This is a genomic window from Sphingobacterium sp. UBA5670 (assembly GCF_002420705.1).
Taxonomy (GTDB): domain Bacteria; phylum Bacteroidota; class Bacteroidia; order Sphingobacteriales; family Sphingobacteriaceae; genus Sphingobacterium.
In genome coordinates, this window is sequence record NZ_DIIM01000025.1 from 1 (window position 1) to 15,307 (window position 15,307).

The 15,307-nt window shown below is 42.1% G+C and carries 15 protein-coding genes; 9 read left to right on the forward strand and 6 right to left on the reverse strand.

Features of this window, described 5'->3' with window-relative positions; genetic code table 11:
• Positions 1 to 202: hypothetical protein (locus B3C94_RS21375; RefSeq protein WP_293907576.1), on the forward strand; the 202-nt coding region annotated here is incomplete at its 5' end.
• Positions 203 to 1,648: 1,446 nt separating this feature from the next.
• Here B3C94_RS21375 and B3C94_RS21380 read toward each other — a convergent pair.
• Positions 1,649 to 2,821, reverse strand: coding sequence for an acyl-CoA dehydrogenase family protein (locus B3C94_RS21380; RefSeq protein ID WP_293907578.1), 1,173 nt, complete (start codon positions 2,819 to 2,821; stop codon positions 1,649 to 1,651).
• A 125-nt stretch (positions 2,822 to 2,946) separates the two neighbouring features.
• Here B3C94_RS21380 and B3C94_RS21385 point away from each other — a divergent pair, with 125 nt between their 5' ends.
• Together B3C94_RS21385 and lat are read left to right on the forward strand one after the other, a co-directional pair.
• Positions 2,947 to 4,476 carry an aldehyde dehydrogenase family protein gene (locus B3C94_RS21385; RefSeq protein WP_293907580.1) on the forward strand — a complete coding sequence of 510 codons (1,530 nt, stop codon included), beginning with the start codon at positions 2,947 to 2,949 and terminating at the stop codon, positions 4,474 to 4,476.
• A 19-nt stretch (positions 4,477 to 4,495) separates the two neighbouring features.
• Complete coding sequence (lat, locus tag B3C94_RS21390) at positions 4,496 to 5,782, forward strand: L-lysine 6-transaminase (protein WP_293907582.1); 1,287 nt, start codon at positions 4,496 to 4,498, stop codon at positions 5,780 to 5,782.
• Positions 5,783 to 5,924: 142 nt separating this feature from the next.
• Here the strand turns inward: lat and B3C94_RS21395 are convergent, their stop codons facing one another.
• From B3C94_RS21395 to B3C94_RS21405, 3 genes are all read right to left on the reverse strand, one after another.
• Positions 5,925 to 6,722, reverse strand: a complete 798-nt coding sequence (locus B3C94_RS21395) for a suppressor of fused domain protein (protein ID WP_293907584.1) — start codon at positions 6,720 to 6,722, stop codon at positions 5,925 to 5,927.
• A gap of 48 nt (positions 6,723 to 6,770) precedes the next feature.
• Positions 6,771 to 7,169, reverse strand: coding sequence for an energy transducer TonB (locus tag B3C94_RS21400; protein WP_293907586.1), 399 nt, complete (start codon positions 7,167 to 7,169; stop codon positions 6,771 to 6,773).
• Positions 7,170 to 7,292: 123 nt separating this feature from the next.
• Entirely contained in the window at positions 7,293 to 8,276 is a 984-nt protein-coding gene (locus B3C94_RS21405; protein ID WP_293907588.1) for a hypothetical protein, read from the reverse strand.
• 287 nt (positions 8,277 to 8,563) lie between these two features.
• On the opposite strand from B3C94_RS21405, the gene B3C94_RS21410 reads away from it, so the two are divergent.
• The 5 genes from B3C94_RS21410 to B3C94_RS21430 are packed head-to-tail and all read left to right on the forward strand — an operon-like array spanning position 8,564 to position 10,419.
• Positions 8,564 to 9,070 carry a GbsR/MarR family transcriptional regulator gene (locus tag B3C94_RS21410; protein WP_293907590.1) on the forward strand — a complete coding sequence of 169 codons (507 nt, stop codon included), beginning with the start codon at positions 8,564 to 8,566 and terminating at the stop codon, positions 9,068 to 9,070.
• A 4-nt stretch (positions 9,071 to 9,074) separates the two neighbouring features.
• Positions 9,075 to 9,437: a hypothetical protein gene (locus B3C94_RS21415; protein WP_293907592.1), complete on the forward strand. Its 363-nt coding sequence runs from the start codon at positions 9,075 to 9,077 to the stop codon at positions 9,435 to 9,437.
• Between the two features lie 4 nt (positions 9,438 to 9,441).
• Positions 9,442 to 9,822 carry a hypothetical protein gene (locus B3C94_RS21420; RefSeq protein WP_293907594.1) on the forward strand — a complete coding sequence of 127 codons (381 nt, stop codon included), beginning with the start codon at positions 9,442 to 9,444 and terminating at the stop codon, positions 9,820 to 9,822.
• 23 nt (positions 9,823 to 9,845) lie between these two features.
• Entirely contained in the window at positions 9,846 to 10,355 is a 510-nt protein-coding gene (locus tag B3C94_RS21425; RefSeq protein WP_293907596.1) for an NAD-dependent epimerase/dehydratase family protein, read from the forward strand.
• Positions 10,315 to 10,419 (forward strand): DUF1731 domain-containing protein, encoded by a 105-nt coding sequence (locus tag B3C94_RS21430; protein WP_293907598.1) that lies wholly within the window; start codon positions 10,315 to 10,317, stop codon positions 10,417 to 10,419. Before B3C94_RS21425 ends, B3C94_RS21430 begins: the two co-directional genes overlap by 41 nt.
• A gap of 33 nt (positions 10,420 to 10,452) precedes the next feature.
• On the opposite strand, the gene B3C94_RS21435 is transcribed toward B3C94_RS21430, so the two are convergent.
• Both B3C94_RS21435 and B3C94_RS21440 read right to left on the reverse strand, forming a co-directional pair.
• The gene (locus B3C94_RS21435; RefSeq protein WP_293907600.1) at positions 10,453 to 12,564 is read right to left on the reverse strand and encodes a type IA DNA topoisomerase; all 2,112 of its coding nucleotides are present in this window, start codon (positions 12,562 to 12,564) and stop codon (positions 10,453 to 10,455) included.
• Positions 12,565 to 12,621: 57 nt separating this feature from the next.
• Positions 12,622 to 13,980, reverse strand: coding sequence for a deoxyguanosinetriphosphate triphosphohydrolase (locus B3C94_RS21440; RefSeq protein ID WP_293907602.1), 1,359 nt, complete (start codon positions 13,978 to 13,980; stop codon positions 12,622 to 12,624).
• Positions 13,981 to 14,229: 249 nt separating this feature from the next.
• On the opposite strand from B3C94_RS21440, the gene B3C94_RS21445 reads away from it, so the two are divergent.
• Complete coding sequence (locus tag B3C94_RS21445) at positions 14,230 to 15,288, forward strand: aldose epimerase family protein (RefSeq protein WP_293907604.1); 1,059 nt, start codon at positions 14,230 to 14,232, stop codon at positions 15,286 to 15,288.
• The last annotated feature ends 19 nt before the right edge of the window (positions 15,289 to 15,307 follow it).

A 15,307-nucleotide genomic window follows, 5' to 3' on the forward strand; every position in this document is an offset into this window, starting at 1 on the left:
AAACCCTTCTTTTTTCATGATTTCTTCTTTCGAAGCAACCGTCCCTCCCTTGCGGAGTGGTGCAAAGATAGGGAGTTTAAATACAAACTTCCAAGCCTTTTGTTCTTATTATTTTCATTTTTCTCTTAACTGCCTGTCAGGATGGGAGATTCTTTTTGGTTTTTGGCAGTGGGAGGTGCAGAGGAAGGCCAAAAACAGCTGATCCTATAGCCCAAACCGATGCGGGAAACCCCGGGCGCCACGACCTAAACGAAATCTAACTTAAAGCTAAGCTAACAATAAACAAAAACTACACTAAGGGATAAAAAGTTCAGAGCTCTTCCCCGCTTAGGGAGAAACCCGGGCGCCACGAAAAAGGGTTCCACCGAGGTTTGCTGATGTCCGCCCGACAGGCCTGCCGGGCGGACATCAGCAAGAGGTGGCTTTCGCAGCAAGTACGAAGTGGCGGAATAGCGGGAACGGCCAAAATAGCCTGCAGATGAAAGCAGCGCAGTGAACGCGGTCAATTGTTGGGCCTGAAAGATCTGCTACTAAAAGCCTGCTCGGACCCTCGGGGTAGTATACGCACCAAAAAGAACAGCTATATAATAGCAGAAAACGGCAGATCACGGGGCGGTGGGATACCCCGTTTCATAGCTATACTTTCTTATCATTTTAGTTAGGGTTTAGTTAGGGTTTAGTTAGGATTTGTTTAGGTATAGTATAGGTAAGACCTAAACTAAATCTATTTTAAGGCTAAGGTAACAATAAACAAAAACTACACTAAGGGATAAGAAGTCCAGAATTATTCCCCGTCTAGGGGGAAACCGGGGCGCAGCGAGGAGATTAAAAGCCAGCTGCAGGGAAGAGCCTGCGGAAACCTCCGGTCCCCCTCCGCACCTGCTCCCTGCTAGGGCCCGCGCGGGTTCGGAGCTGCTTCGGAGCAGCTTCGGGACAGCCTGTGGACAGGTTCGGTCTGCAAGCGTGCTGCGTCCGTGTTCCTTCCGTGTTGCCTCCGAGTATAACCCTGAATCACCCCGCTAGCACCAAGGACAAATGGCGTTCCGGTTGCGACCATGCCCCCCGGATGCCCCGACCAAGGGCCAACGCAGGCCCGAACCGCAGCCGAAAAACTCCGCAGCAACACTGTAAACACGCGAACAACTCGAAAAAACACGCTATAAAGACTTAAAAAGAATTCGGGGGTTCAACATCGGACTAGGAATGCCTTAATTTAATGATGCAGTGGAGCAGCTCTTGTTTCGCTCACCCCCGCAGGTTTAAGTCGATATACCCGCAGGTTTAAGTCGATATACCCGCAGGTTTAAAGCGTCACATAAGTACTGTTTATTTATCCGTAATACACCATGAATCCAAGGTAAGTCCGAGCTGAGTCCGTGTTGAGTCCGTGTTTAGTATGGAATCAGGTAGCTTTCAAGATAGACGCACCCTGCTCGCAGGGCGAAGCTAAGCCCTAGTTAAGCCCTCGTTAGGCCCTTTCAAGACAGATTCAAGGCATATTCATCGCCTATTCATCGCAAAAAACGAAACGAAACCCAGCGGAGCCTCTTTCCCAGAACTATCGAAAAATAGCCAAAAAACACCAAATACTCGGACTCGCATAGGATAAATATGCCGAAAAATCCCTGTTACGCAACGAAAGTTTACATTATGAAAAAGCATTCAAACCTGTAATATCCTGCCCTGTGATCAATAAATGGATATCATGGGTCCCTTCATAGGTAATCACAGATTCGAGATTCATCATATGCCGCATAATAGGAAAATCTCCCACTATCCCCATCCCACCAAGAATCTGTCTTGATTCACGGGCAATCTGTAAGGCCATACTCACATTATTCCGTTTTGCCATTGAGATTTGCTGAGGTGTAGCCTTCCCTTCATTTTTAAGCATTCCCAAACGCCAGGACAACAGCTGGGCCTTGGTTATTTCTGTTAAAAATTCTGCAAGCTTCTTTTGTTGTAACTGGAAACCAGCAATCGGTTTATCAAATTGATGTCGCTCCAATGCATATTGCACGGCAGTTTCATAACAGTCTATCGCTGCGCCAATCACCCCCCATGAAATTCCATACCTTGCAGAGTTTAAACAGGAAAGCGGTCCACGCATAGAATTTACATCCGGAAGTATATTTTCTGCTGGAATATACACATCATGAAAAACCAACTCACCTGTTTTAGATGCCCGCAAGGACCATTTATGCAAGGTCTCTGGCGTTTCAAAACCGGCCATTCTGCGTTCTACAATTACCCCCCTCACCTTTCCAGCTTCATCTCGCGCCCAAACGACAGCAATATCGCAGACCGGGGAATTTGTGATCCACATTTTGGAACCATTTAATAAAAAACCGTCCCCCTTAGCCGTCAATTTCGTTTCCATTCCACCAGGATCAGATCCATGGTTGGGCTCTGTTAAACCAAAAGATCCGATCAGTTCCCCCGATGCCAGTCGGGGTAGGTATTTAAGACGTTGCTCTTCGCTGCCATAAGTATAAATAGGAAACATCACTAAAGAGGATTGCACAGATGCAGCCGAACGAATCGCCGAATCGCCCGCCTCCAATTCCTGCATAATTAAACCATAGGAAATCTGATCTAAGCCTGCTCCACCATACTCAGCGGGAATATAGGGCCCCAATGCTCCAATAGCCCCCAACTTAGGCATCAAACCTTCCATGGCCCGATGTTCCTGCGCCGCATCTTCAATAAAAGGCTTTATCTCTGTTTTCACAAAATCGCGCACAGCCTGCCGTATCAGTTTATGTTCTTCGGACAGTAAATCGTCCACTTGATAATAATCGATATTAATCTGTTTTATCATGATATAGTCTACATTAGCTTATCTAAGATAACGATTATTTTTAACTGAACAATATTCACAACAAACTTGATAATAAAAAATTTATTTCATACATTTAAAATATTCCACGAATAAAATAAACCATTATGATAAATGCAGCGCTTAAAACACTTGGAATATCTTCCCAGAATTTAGGATCATCAACAGGACAGCAATGGTTTTCCGAAGGGAAAGAATTCGAATCCTTTTCACCTGTAGATGGAAAACTTATCGCAAAAATAAAAGGCAGCACTAGTAAAGACTATGAGACCGTTGTTAGACAGGCAGAAAATACGTTCTTACAATGGCGTTTAATCCCTACACCAAAAAGAGGAGATATCATTCGCCAATTGGGAGACAAACTAAGGGAACTCAAACCCGTTCTCGGAAAATTGGTATCGTACGAAATGGGCAAATCTTACCAAGAAGGCATGGGTGAAGTGCAGGAGATGATTGATATCTGTGACTTCGCTGTAGGTTTATCCCGTCAATTATATGGCAATACCATCCATTCGGAACGCCCCGGTCACCGTATGTACGACCAATATCATCCCCTGGGTGTGGTGGGTATTATTACAGCCTTCAACTTTCCCGTTGCTGTATGGGCATGGAACATTGCGCTAGCCTTGGCATGTGGGAATACGGTTATCTGGAAACCCAGTGAGAAAACACCGCTATGCGCCATCGCATGTCAAAAACTACTTGCGGAAATTCTACAAAGCAATGGACTGCCCGAAGGGATATCCAACCTGATTATGGGTGACAAAGAAGCTGGCGAGTGGCTTGCTGCGGATAAGCGCATCGCATTGATTTCTGCAACGGGATCTACCCGCATGGGAAAAGAAGTCGCTGTTACGGTAGCACAGCGTCTAGGTAAAACACTCCTGGAACTCGGCGGAAACAATGCCATCATCGTTACCCCAGACGCAGACTTAAAAATGACCATTATCGGCGCTGTATTCGGTGCAGTAGGTACCGCCGGACAGCGCTGCACAAGCACCCGCAGACTTATTATCCATGAGAGCGTCTATGACAAAGTCAAAAAACAACTGACCAAAGCTTATGGACAATTAAAAATTGGTGACCCTTTGGACACGAAAAATCATGTAGGACCATTGATCGACAAAGCCGCCGTAAAATCATACTTAAACGCGCTGGACAAAATTAAAACACAAGGGGGAAAAATGCTGATCAAGGGCAAAGTCCTGGAAGGCAAAGGTTATGAAAGCGGATGCTATGTACAGCCTGTCATTGCCGAGGTCGAAAATCATTATGAAATCGTCCAGCACGAGACTTTTGCGCCCATCCTATATTTAATCAAATATAAGGGAGATATTGGCGAAGCCATAACGTTACAGAATAGTGTCTCTCAAGGACTATCTTCTGCTGTCATGACAAACAACCTCCGGGAAGCAGAGTTATTTCTGAGTGCCGCCGGATCCGACTGTGGTATCGCCAATGTCAATATTGGCACTTCTGGAGCAGAAATCGGAGGTGCATTCGGTGGTGAAAAAGAAACCGGCGGCGGTAGGGAATCTGGATCAGATGCGTGGAAAGCTTACATGCGACGCCAGACGAACACCATCAATTATACGACTGACTTACCTTTGGCACAGGGCATTAAATTTGATTTATAAACCATTTACACACAAAATTATGAGCAACGTACATGAAAGATTGAGCAAACATATATTAGCCGATGGATTTCCTTTGGTGATGGATATGGAAAAATCCCATGGTTCTTATGTAGTGGATGAAAATGGAGATGAATACCTCGATATGTTCAGCATGTTTGCCTCCATGGCAGTGGGTTATAATCACCCGCATCTGGTCAAACAACGCGAATTTTTAGGTAAAATGGCTGTCAATAAACCTGCCATATCAGATATTTACCCCAAAGAATTTGCTGACTTTGTCGACACTTTTGATCGGGTGGCCATACCGAAAGAACTTCCTTATGCATTCTTTATATCAGGCGGAACCCTTGCGGTAGAAAATGCGCTAAAGGCAGCCTTCGACTGGAAAACAAGACATAATTTTGTACAGGGTATACAAAAGGAGGCCAGTCAGGTTATCCATTTTAAACAAGCCTTTCATGGCAGATCCGGTTATACGCTATCGTTAACAAATACACAAGATCCAAGAAAATACCTCTATTTTCCAAAATTCAACTGGCCACGCATCAGCAATCCAAAGCTGCGCTATCCCCTAACGGACGAGAGTATCGATCAGACCATCGCACTGGAAGAGAAGGCTATTTCCGAAATACGCCAAGCCATTCAGGAAAACCCCAATGATATTGCTTGCCTAATTATTGAACCAATTCAGGGTGAAGGGGGCGACAATCACTTTCGAAAGGAATTTTTTGTACAACTTCGTCAAATATGTGATGAAAATCAGCTATTATTAATTTTTGACGAAGTGCAGACCGGCCTGGGAATAACAGGAAAAATGTGGGCCTACCAACATTATGACGTTATTCCCGATGTGCTTGCCTTTGGCAAAAAAGCACAGGTATGCGGCATATTGGCCAATAAGGAAAAATTCGACCAGGTAGAACATCACGTCTTCAAAGAATCTAGTCGCATCAATTCAACTTTTGGTGGCGATTTTATGGATATGCTACGTTTTAAATTGATCTTAGAAGTCATAGAGCAAGAAAATCTTGTTCAAAATGCGGCTGAAAAAGGACGCTATCTGCAAGATAAACTCCAAGAGATGATGAAAGACAAACCACAACTCTCCAACTTAAGAGGCGAAGGATTGTTCGTTGCATTAGATTTTGAATCCGAAATCGCACGCAATGAATTTATCAAGAAAGCCTACGCAAATAAACTGATTATCCTAGGCTGTGGCGAAAAAAGTATTCGTTTCAGGCCTCATCTCAATGTAAGTTATGAAGATATCGACAAAACAATTGCGGTAATAGAGAAGAGTGTCTAAAGAAAACTTTCATGATTCCTTTGGATCAACAACAGGCATGAAAGTTCTTGATGGCCTTTGAAAACAGACACTTTCAGAAAAAAAGCGAGTCAATACAAACGACTTCAATACACGATGCCTATTGACTCGCTTTTGTTAAAAACTACCGGTCGCGGCAGACATTTGGACGATCAGTATCGACCAGTTCCGAAATTCCATATTCATCAAAAAGATCCAAGAGTGCATCCGTCCCCTCTTCCAGTTTATAATCCATTTCTTCTTTATAAACTGGAATCATTGCATAAAAATTGATGATATTGCCATCTTTGGTCTTTAATTCTAAAAACTCTTCATCAAAGCTTAGCATAGGCGGAAGCAGCAACATACAACCAAATCCGGTATTTGCAATATCTTCGGCTTCCATCCCATTCGGAATTGTATGCCCATAACCCAGCCAGGTTTTGTACTCATGTGGGAATCGCGCTAACCGCTTTAAAAAGTAGACCGGCCAATAATTATTATCGTCCTGAAACTCTTCCTCTCCTATTTTCCAATCTGCAGGCAACACGACCATTAACTCAGCACGCTCATAGACTTCTTTATTTTCTACCTCGTCCGGAACATGCATAGGCAGATCGCTCATCCCCGAAGTAACCAAGATATGATAGGGATAGTTAGCGCTCGGTTTGATCCAATGGACATCGATATGCACAAGTTCTGAAATAATCTCATGGAACACCATATCAGGTGTTGCAATGTGCTTCGTCAGGTGCTCTTCTATTTCATCAAGATAAACACATTGCACCTCAGGGAATAGGTTTTTTGGATCCTTTTCCTCGGGTTGATCTTCATAGCGATATACTGTAGATCCGCCGGCAGTAATCTCTGTATCTTTTTTTTCAGGCGAAGATTCTTCAGCTCCGCTACTCATAATCTTTTTGACTTTATCCCAAAATGACATATTACTTTTTAAATGGTGAAAATTTTAGATCTATTTTGCTATTCAAATTTATTCAATCACTGCAACTACGGGTTGTCTGAATCTTGTTTTAACTGGTTTTCCTTTGACTTGTGCAGGCATCCACTGTGGCGACTTTCGCATGGCCGACAATACTGCCTTCGCAAACTCGGGACTCACTTTGTCAGGATTCTCGATTTCAATGTTACAGATCGATCCATCTTCGCAAACAATAAATTTCAGCACCGCTGTCTGCCGTGATCCGTATCGGGCGTAAGCTACGCTATCCATTGCACCTACTGTCCGTGACAAATCCAGATTATTCTGCAAGAATCTGGACCAGGCAACCACTCCGCCTTTAAAATAAGGAAAATCGTCGACATTCTGTACTAAGCTGTCTGCGGGAATATCGCGCTTAGCAATGACCTGTGCTTCTAGAGATGAGCACATTACCATAAAAAGTAAAATTGAAAAAATAGTCTTTAAAGCTGTTAACTGCATAATCTACCCTATCCATAATCGTACCATTTAACGATAGAATAAGATACTTTATTACTTTACGGTTTTTCTATACTAATTTAAGGGCATATCAACCTTCGAAACGAAGTTACCAGCCGCGTCTAAAAGAAAACTGACCGGATGCTCTGGGTCTTTGATAATTTCAAATAAAGTCAAGCCCCAAGGTTTCCAAAAATTTTCCAGCACTTGTCCATAGGTCTTATTCTGCCAATGATCAAATATTGGTTTCATCGACATATCAGCTAAAGGCATAGGTTCGACATAAACCTTTTGTGGGGTATTCAAATAGGTATAATCAGGCAAACGATTAAACAAATATGCTGAATAAAAATAACGTGCACATAATTCTTCAAACTGAATAGGGTGCAAGGTTTCTCCCTCAATTGCTTTCAACACATCTTCGTGGTAAATATTATTGGTGGCATTATCCTGAAGACAAGCAACTACCGCGAAATCCTTCATCCGGATAGAGAAGATCAATGTATTGATTTCATCGCGATACATAAATGTATCCGGCGCATTCTCTACAGGTACAACGACCAATGAAAAGGGAAAGGTATTCTCAAATTCCATGGGCACAACCAGCGATTGCAACATTGCGTGCAGATTCGTAAAACGTTGCGCAAGGGCCTGCGAAAAGTTCATGTCTTCCCCAGAAGCTTTTTGCTGACGAATTCCCGCAAGAATCTCATTAAAAACCACGCCATAGATGATTTTTGTCATCCATTGGAACAAGAGCAAAGGGTCCAATTGTTTCACAGCGTCATATCCCTGTTCAAATGATTGTTCAACAGCGCGTTCCATCTGTTCAATCGCCTCGGCAGCTACCATAGAACAAGGTAGTTTTAACGATTTGTAGGTGACCAGATTCTCATCCAGCATTTTAAAAGGTTTATCTTCCAATTGAAAAGATTTCATCATCCACACAGGAAAAACCTGAATGGACTCTTCTTCCGACTGAAGCTTATTTCCCGTTAAAAAACAAATATCTGAATCAAACTGAAATTGTTTGAAAGGATTATACAAAGTTGTCGCCATAATGCAGGCAAAGTTAAAACAAATCGAAAAGTCCACAAGAAAAGCGAACTCTTATTACGATAAGGTGACTTGCTTTTCCAAACTTATTTTATTTTCAGAAATTTTTGAAAATTCAAAAACTATTAATACTTTTGATATGTTATTGGATATAGAAGTTATAAACAAGCTTGAAAGCTTCAATAACATGAGAAGAGTTCGATATGTTATTGGATATAGAAGATACAACAGGTTTGAAAGCTTCGATAGCATAAGAAGAAAAAATAAATAAAGGTCAAATAAAAAGCACAATGGAGTTACGAGAAGCAAAACAACAGTTCATAGACACATGGGGAGCCTTAGGTTCCGAATGGGGCATCAACAAGTCCGTTGCTCAGGTTCATGCACTGCTCCTCTCTGCGAGCAATCCGATGTCTACAGACGAGATTATGGAAAAGCTGGTTATTTCCAGAGGGAACGCCAATATGAGCATCCGCCAGTTGATCGATTATGGCATCGTTTATAAAAAGCATATCGCTGGCGACAGAAAGGAATATTTTGTCGCTGAAAAGGAGGTCTTAAAATGGGCCATGAAAATCGCGGTCATGCGCAAACAAAAAGAACTTGATCCAGTAATGGATATTCTGAAGGAAATAAGCCGAAATACTGAAAAGGATAAGACAGCAGAAGGCAAAGAGTTTCACAAAACCGTAAAGGATATCCAGAATCTGACGGATCAGCTTGAAACAATAGCCAATAAGATTTTCAATACAAGTGGAGGAGATTTACTCATTAAATTGATCAAACTAATGATGTAGTATCATGAACTTTAATATCCTGGCATATACCATCTACGGCCTGTTGACCTGTTATATCATCCTTTGGGTCGGTCGACAGTTTCATCGAAATGGCCGGACTTTTATCGTATCTCTTTTTGGACAGGACACCAGCCTGGCTGATACGACAAATAATCTATTGCTTATGGGATATTATCTGTTCAACATCGGCTATGCCATTATACAATTTAGCTATTGGAACCAAATTCAATCTGTTGATGAACTGATCAGCAATATTGCGCTAAAAACAGGCCGGTTGCTTTTTGTACTTGTTGGCTTACATTACTTGAATATGCTCGGTATTTACCTCTTCGCAAAAAGGAAAAACTCATTAACCATTAAACATTAATATCATGGGAAATTTAACAGTTATCGGGTACTTTATTTATCTACCCATTGCAATCGGATTAACCTATTATGTTGCGTATGTGCTATTCAAAAATAGCATCGTTTACATGAATGATATCTTTGCCGGAAGACCAGAGGTCGCCAAAGCGACAAATAATCTCTTTCGTATCGGATTTTATCTGATGAATCTTGGATTTGCACTCTACATTCTCGAAATCAGTCTTTACAAGCCTAGCATCCAGGAACTCATCGAACGCCTGAGTTATAAAATCGGTGGATTCAGTATCTATTTAGGTGTGATGCTTTTTCTCAATATGTTTCTCTTTTTTAGAGGTAAACGCATTGCAAAACAAAGAAGAACGCTAAGTTCAACAATCAATCCTTAAATAAATAACAAAATAAACTCGCCATGAATAAAATAGTCATTGCTGGGGGAACAGGTTTTGTTGGTCAATATCTTTTCCAAAAATTCCGGGCATTGGGACACCAGGTTATTATCATAGGCCGACAACAGGCTGATGTCCTTTGGTCAGATCGTCGCGGTATTGCCGAAGCACTGGAAAACGCGGACTTACTCATCAATCTAGCTGGCAAGTCTGTCAATTGCCGCTATAACGAAAAAAACAAGGCCGAAATATTCTCTTCGAGAACAGCAACGACAAAAATACTCGGCGAACTCATATCAGCAGCTAACAATCCACCAAAGCTGTGGCTGAATTCAAGCACAGCGACTATTTACCGTCACGCTGAGGATCGTCCGATGACTGAAAGTTCGGGTGATATCGGAACAGGATTTTCCGTTGATGTTGCCACGTTATGGGAAAAAATGGTTGCTGGAAATAGGTGCTGCTTTGATCGGTACGGAGACAGAACTCCTTTTGAAAAGTCGTTGGGTATTGCCGGAAAGGCTGGAAAATAATGGATATACCTTTAAATATCCGACGATTTCTGCTGCTTTGCAGGATATTCTACAGCATGGTTAAAGGTTTATAAGGTCAAAACGTGGGGTACACAACTTATCCCACGTTAACTTTAAAATTCTCGAATACAAGCGCTGCAGTAACAATAGCGCCTTCGTTATTTTTCACGCCTTTAAACTCGGAAGTCTTTCCTTTTTCCAGTAGGTTCTTCATTTCCTTTTCATCCAGAAAGATACCATTTAAGGTCCGCCAGATTTTAAAATCACATCCACGAGCATAGTGATCGCATTGTGCCACCTTATCATACAGCAGAATCAACCCCTTCTCACATTTCGGACATTTTATCTTTCCTTTCTGCTGGGGTTTCACTTCCTCCTGTGCCAAAGAAATCCGCAATGTCAGCAGCTCTTTGGTGATTTTGGCTGTATAGTCCTTAATATGTTTCATGAAAACATCGTAAGAAACCTTATTAGCACGCATTTCTTCCAGCTTCTGTTCCCATTTACCGGTTAGTGTTACCTTTGCAATGGAACGATCTTTTACGAGATGGTATACCGCCAGCCCTTTTTCGGTCGGAATAAGCTTTTTCTTATCTCGCTTAATATAATCGCGTTGAAAAAGTGTTTCAATAGTTGCCGCGCGTGTAGCTGGAGTACCAAGTCCACAGTCTTTCATGGCCTGACGCATCTCATCATCTTCGATTTCCTTTCCAGAAGTTTCCATTGCCTTTAGCAAAGATGCTTCGGTATGTATGGGTCTTGCTTTGGTAAAACGTTCGGCAAGCTCCAGGGTCAAGATCTGCAAGATTTCTTCGGCTAGTAGCTTCGGTAATTGCGCATTTTCGTTATCCTGGTCGTCGTTGTTCTTATCTTCATCCGGAGCTTCGATCTGTTCAGCAGAAAGACGCCAGCCATATTGTTTGATTACGGTACCTTTGGCGATCAATTCAACCCCCTGTGCATCGATTGTCACGGTAGTAATATCCTTTATACAGACTTCCGAGAAACTTTCGACCATACGTTTGGCGATCATATTGTAGATATTCTGCTGCTCTTTCAGCATCGGTCCCGGCTTTTCATCCGTCACCAGCAAGGCATGGTGATCGGTGACTTTTTTATCATCCACAGAGCGTTTATTCAACTTTGCACCGATCAGATTTTTGGCTATTGACGCGATAGATTCTTCTGCGGTATCAGATAGATGCTGAAAAAGCTCTTCAATTTTCTCGAAGACATCCTCGCCAATGTAACGCGAACCGGTACGTGGATAGGTGATGACTTTTTTCTCATAAAGTGTTTGCGCAATACTTAATGTCTGATCTGCCGAATAACCGTATTTTTTGTTTGCATCCTGTTGAAGGGATGTTAAATCAAATAGTAGCGGTGGCTGTTCCTTTGTCTCTTTGGCTTCCACTTTTGCAACACGTGCATTAGAACTGACAGTCAGTCTAGCTATGGTTTGTTCAGCAACGTCTTTCTTATCAATTTTATTTGAAGTGGCCTTAAAACTGATATTATCTTTTTCAAATCCCGCCTGAATTTTATAAAATGCCTGCGGTTTAAAGTCTTTATTTTCCAGATACCGCGAACAGATCATCGCCAGAGTGGGTGTCTGCACACGTCCCAAAGAAAGCAGCCCTTTATTGCCTGCCGCCAATGTGATCGCCTGTGTTGCATTGATGCCGATCAGCCAGTCCGACTCTGAGCGCGAACGGGCAGACATATAAAGACTATCGTACTCCGTGCCTGCTTTTAAATTGGCAAATCCTTCCTTAATAGCTTTATCTGTTTGGCTGGAGATCCACAGACGTTTAAATGGCACTTTAGAACCTAAAAAATAGTATATATTGCGAAAGATCAATTCACCTTCCCGTCCAGCATCCGTAGCCACGATGATTTCTTCGGCTTGTTCTAAAAGTGATTTGATGGTATTGAGCTGTTTCACAGCCCCTGTATCGTCCATTTGCTTGCCATCCCGCTTCACCTTCTTCGACTCCAACTTAAATGTTGGCGGAATGATCGGCAAATTTGAAATTGTCCACGAATTGTATCCGTAAGCCTGCGGTGTACAGAGTTGCACCAAATGGCCAAAAGCATACGTAAAAGCATAGCCATTACCGGCGATATAACCGTCTTTGACTTCTTTCGCCCCCATCACTCGAGCCAGATCACGCGCCACAGAGGGCTTTTCAGCTATTACAACTTTCATTTTTAACGTATTGAGATATGCGTATTGAGATTTTAGAACAAAGAGTAAAGAACAAAGTTATTCAATACTTGGTATTGTTATCCCCTGGATCTTACGATAAAGTTCAATGGCATAGACATCGGTCATTCCTGAAACAAAGTCTAAAACACAGCGAATTTTCGAATACGAATCTTGTTTGTCTGTATAAAACTGTGCTGGAATTAAAGCGACCAATTTTTTATCGTAATTATTTTTGTTCTTCTTCAGATAGGCTGGCACGAACTCTTTTAACAATGCATCCATCACGCGGTAGCCGGCAATCTCAATCTGCACAACCGTTGGGGCATTATAGATTTTGGCGATGGAAATTTTTGAAATTTTGTTCATCTGCTTGACAATATCCTCATCCAATGCGTCCATCAAAGCCGATGCAAATGTTCCTGCCAAAAATTTCTCCTGTTCACGGACAAAGACATCTACACAACCTTTTATGAGCGTATTGATTGCTTTTGCCCGCAACAAAGCCACCCGGCTTGGGGTATCCAGCAAACCATCGAGCCGGTCGCGCAGATTCTCCTTACCACACAATGGCAGCAAGAGTTCTTCTACTTCCTGATAAGATAGTATTTTAAGATGATGCGCATCTTCCAAATCGATAATATTGTAGCAAATATCATCTGCCGCTTCCACCAGATAAACCAATGGATGTCTCAGATAGCCTTTAGGGTTAGAAGGGTCTTTCAGCAATCCTAGCTCATTGGCAATCTTCTCAAATGCTTTTTGCTCTTCGGTAAAAAAGCCATATTTCTTGCGATGATGGTTTTTCTTGAGATGGCCATCAATTGCCAAACAGGGGTATTTTACAATGGAAGCTAAAGATGTATAGGTCAATGCAAATCCTTTGGGATCTTTTCCCTGAAAAGCATGCGTTAAAATGCGCAAAGCATTGGCATTTCCTTCAAAATGGGTCAGATCGGCCCATTCTTCTGCAGTAACCTGTTCTTGATATTTACGTCCGTCGCCGTCTGTGAAATAGGTAGAGATCGCAGATTCTCCAGAGTGGCCAAATGCTGGATTGCCCAGATCATGGGAAAGACATGCAGCAGAGATAATATTCCCAACTTCCTGCAAAAAGGGGTATTCCACATCTAAATTAGGATTTTCCTCTTTTAACTGCGCATAAAACATACGGCCCAAAGAGCGTCCCACACTAGCGACTTCTAAACTGTGCGTCAATCTATTGTGGACGAATACAGCGCCAGGAAGTGGAAAAACCTGCGTTTTATTCTGTAATCTACGAAATGGGGAGGAAAAGATCAGACGATCATAATCCCGTTGAAATTCTGACCGGGCCACAAGGTAACTATCGACGCTCCGATCTTCGTAACCCCAGCGCTTTGCAGAGAGCAAATCTTTCCAATTCATTTTTTCAGACATAGCGCAAACTTAGATAAATTTGCTTTTATATACAATTATAATCACAGCAGATATATTCCAAAAACGGTACAATATACGTTCGCGCATATATATAGTTTACGACGGCGATATGCCGGTAAAGGAATCATTTTTTCAGCAGTATCTCTGATTACATTTCAAAATGACAAATTTTACAAACAGCTGTTATCAAAGTCATTTTTATACTGGTTATATTCTGTATCTTTAACCTAAATACCAATAGGGATCATCATGACGAAATATCAAACACTTATTCCAAAACATTTTGAAGGTACAATCGATGGCAAAAACACGCATTTGCTCTTGTTAAAAAATGAAGGGGGCATGCAAGTACTCTTAACAGATTATGGTGCACGTATTGTCAGTATTCTGGTACCTGATAACAAAGGAAATTTGGTGGATGTGGCTTTGGGGTTCGATTCCATTCAGGCCTATTTGGACGCTGATGAAAAATATCATGGCTGTACTGCCGGACGTTTTGCAAATCGCATTGCTGAAGGCAAATTTGAGATCAACGGAAAATACTATACACTCCCTCAGAACAATGGAAACAATTGCCTTCATGGCGGTATCTCAGGTTTTCATGACAAGGTTTGGGACAGAAGGGTAACTTACCAGTCGCATGTCGAATTTTATTATGTTTCCCCGGATGGTGAAGAAGGCTTTCCCGGAAACCTAAAAGTGATGGTTTCCTATACCCTGACCCGAAATAACGAGATCATTATTAAATATCATGCGCAATCGGATGCCGATACCCATGTAAACCTGACCAACCATACGTATTTCAATCTGGATGGAGAAGGCAGTGGAGATGTATTGCAGCAGGTTCTTCAGATCAATTCTGATGAGGTCCTCTTTGTAGACGAAAATCAGATACCAAATGCGGTCGTACCGGTTGAAGGTACAGCCTTCGACTTTCGTATCCCTAAACCAATTGTCCAAGATATCACGGCGAATAATGAACAACTTATTGCGGCCAAGGGATACGACCATTGCTATGTAAACAACCTACCTATTTCACAACCCTGCGCAACAGTATATTCAAAAAACACAGGAATTCAGCTAGATGTTTTTACAACGGAGCCGGGCGTACAACTCTATACAGCCAACTGGATGACGGGGAATGATTTTGGAAAAAGAGGCTATAAGTACCTCCCTTATGCTGGGTTTTGTTTGGAAACACAGCACTTTCCGGATACCCCCAATCAAGCAGAATTCCCTTCAACCTTGTTAAAAGCAGGCGAATCATTTGACTCCGAAACACACTTTAAGTTCTCTATAAAAAAATAATAAAAAGACAACGGCCGAT